The sequence below is a fragment of the Brenneria salicis ATCC 15712 = DSM 30166 genome (genome assembly GCF_003315515.1).
GTDB lineage: Bacteria > Pseudomonadota > Gammaproteobacteria > Enterobacterales > Enterobacteriaceae > Brenneria > Brenneria salicis.
Genome location: NZ_QNRY01000087.1, coordinates 1 through 2,901, shown reverse-complemented (window position 1 = coordinate 2,901; position 2,901 = coordinate 1). Strand labels below are relative to the sequence as shown.

Here is a 2,901-nt window from a genome sequence, read left to right as displayed (position 1 = left end):
ATCCATGGCTTTTGCTGCTTCAGCAACGGTGTAGTTCTGATCGACAACCAACTGAGCCGCTTCACGTTTGAACTCTGCACTAAAATTTCTTTTTTCATTGGAGCACCTGTGTTGTTCTGAGGTGAGCATATCACCTCTGTTCAGGTGGCCAAATTCAGTATTCCACTACAGTTCAGGTCATAGGCATTGACAGAATGGAAAACACGGTCGCCCCGCATGGAGGCGCCCTTGATAGTCTTCCCATCAATCGCAATCAGAGGCTTGCCGGATTCGGCTCGTATGTCATTGAGCCAGCTAAAGACACAGAGTTGAAAGCTGTCATGGCTCACGGCTTTCATTATACGGGCAATCGTATGGCGACGGGGTATCCCATTGGAAAACAGACGAAATTTTCTTAACCAGCCAAGGCGAAGTTCGCCAAACTGTTGAATTTCGGCCCATCCGTTTTGTCCGCTGGCGACGGCGGCAAGAACGAGAAACAGCACATCGACAAGATTATGTCGCTGATTAATGGGAGAACGTGTCTCTTCGACAAGGGAAAGATGCTCAAAAAGCGTCATATCAAGACCTCAAAAAAATTATTTTATTTTGAGATCAGCGAATTAGTGAATAGTTCAGGTTTTTAACAAAGTGTGATCCGGCCCTGGGCTGGCTATAAAGGCGATATTATATGGACATATGTCCTACACCATCCAACACAAATATTGTTGCACTTATGCCACCAGATTAGATCTATCGTAGATACAAATGGAATAACTAAAAGGCTGGCATCAATTTCCGGTGTAGGAAAAATTGACAGTAACAGCAATAAAGGAATTTGTCAGTAATGAGCAACAATTTAACTCTGGGCATAGTTGCCTGACTTGAACTTGCAGCACGATAATATTTAACAAGAAGCAAACAGCGTTTATGAGAGACGAATAAAAGAAGCTTATTGAAAATCTGGCGCACTTATTTCATCTTGAACTTATGTATTAGATAAGATCTGGCAGTTACCGGTTATTTATACAGGTGTCTGTCATATTATATCTGGCTTAAATTTTTCTCAGCCCAGATGCATTTCCATTAAGTAATGTTTCCACTGGGATTCCTTCGCATGCCGCCTTCCTGAAACTCGAATTATTTAGGTATATCGCAAGTGTTTTTTACTTTCGTTAAAAAATAACATCCCCCCCCTCAAATCCACTTATCGCCTCCTTTCGTTATATATTTATGCCAACAACCTTTCCGTAACGAAACAATTATAGTGATAATTATTTAATTTCAAATGTAAATTAATAAATACAACCCTACGATAAAAAACCAAAAATAAGACACCAAATAAATATAAACGGAATGAAAATATTAGTAATAATAATTATTAACATGCTTCATAGATGAAAGTAAATAACTATCAAATTAAGAAAAACGTAAGTTCGGCGTTATCACTGAAGCTATTTGTGAGTAAAAAATCAGAACACGTTTAAATCCTTATTGACATCAGATTACATTTTCGATAATAGTATTTACAATTTATGATTTTCAATGAATTCCACTAACACGGAAAGACGGTAGTATTATTTATTTTTCAAAAAGATATAAAAGATAAGTAAACACAATGTTAAATCAAAGTAAAATAAAAAAAACACTCATTGCGCGTTAAAACAAAAACCACAAAAAATATACAAGCAACTGAAAACATTGAAAAAAAATACCAACATAAGAAATCATTTAATTTTAATAGCGAAAAATCCCTATATATTTACCATAGCAACAAAGCTCATTATGAAATATTAATTCACTCAAGTTGCTCACATGAATAATAAAATAACTACTTCATAGTGCTGGCTGAAATAAACATAGCACTCAAGTATAATTAAGTTAATAAAATATAACTTACAATTCTAAAACTCATTAAGAACACTCATCATTAGTTAAATATGACTAAAAACGGTAATTTAAAAAATGCTACTATGCCAAAAATAATTCTAACCCCAGAAAGGTGGCAAAGAAAAGATAAATTCGTCGGGAAAGAATTCGACCAGCCAACATATGGTCTTCGTTGAGGGACAGGATACTTCTCATGTCATCCCGATAAGCTAACTCAGGTAAGTGATCGGGTGAGTGAACGCAGCCAACGCACATACAATTTGAAGTATGACAAGTATATTTAATAAAAGGGAAAATGATGAAACACATATTGATAATAGGTGGTTATTTTAATCGATTCGATTCATTTAAGGAACTTAACGTTGATATATCATTAATTCAGGAAAAAAACATGATTCATGATATGCATTATCAAGCATGTAAAGATGTATATCTGATAGATAAATTCGAAGCTAAAGAAGTCACAGAAATTGCCTCGCAAATTCACTCCAAGTCACCAGTAGATTATGTGTTTTCATTTATTGAAGAGGGTTTATATCCAGCTGCCTATTTAGCAAAGGAGCTGAAAATTGAAGGTATGGATTACGATGTGCATAGACTTTGCTTAGATAAAACGATAATGAGGGGAAAATTTAAAAATACAAAATTTTCAATTTCATATTTAAAAACAAACAGTAAAAATCAAGCATTTTATTTTTTTAGGGAGCATAAACGTATTGTTATAAAAGATCCTTCAGGATGTGGAAGTGAAAATGTTTATATATGTAATACTGATGAAGAATTTTCTTATGCATGGCTGAAAACAGCTAACCTTAAAAATGAAATACGACTTTTAGAAGAATTTTTGGATGGAAGAGAGTATAGCCTCGAAACCCTAAGCCTAAATGGTCATCATAACTTTATTGGAGCAACTAAGACTTTCCTTTATCCTGGGCATCTAAATAACTGCGCCTATTACCGCTCCACTTTTGTTAGTCCAGGTTTGTTGCCTGGGAAAGGTGATGCGGTTTTAATAAATTGTCTGACATTTTT

2 protein-coding genes and 1 pseudogene are annotated in these 2,901 nt (G+C 35.0%); 1 reads left to right on the top strand and 2 read right to left on the bottom strand.

Annotation, left to right across the window (positions count from 1 at the left end):
• On the bottom strand, positions 1-129 hold a 129-nt coding region (locus tag DES54_RS19425; RefSeq protein WP_147247335.1), incomplete at its 3' end, for a transposase.
• Between the two features lie 41 nt (positions 130-170).
• Positions 171-560: pseudogene (locus DES54_RS18380) on the bottom strand (ISAs1 family transposase); the annotation flags it as partial.
• Between the two features lie 1,607 nt (positions 561-2,167).
• Between DES54_RS18380 and DES54_RS18375 the strand changes: the two are divergent.
• On the top strand, positions 2,168-2,901 hold a 734-nt coding region (locus DES54_RS18375; protein WP_113869800.1), incomplete at its 3' end, for an ATP-grasp domain-containing protein.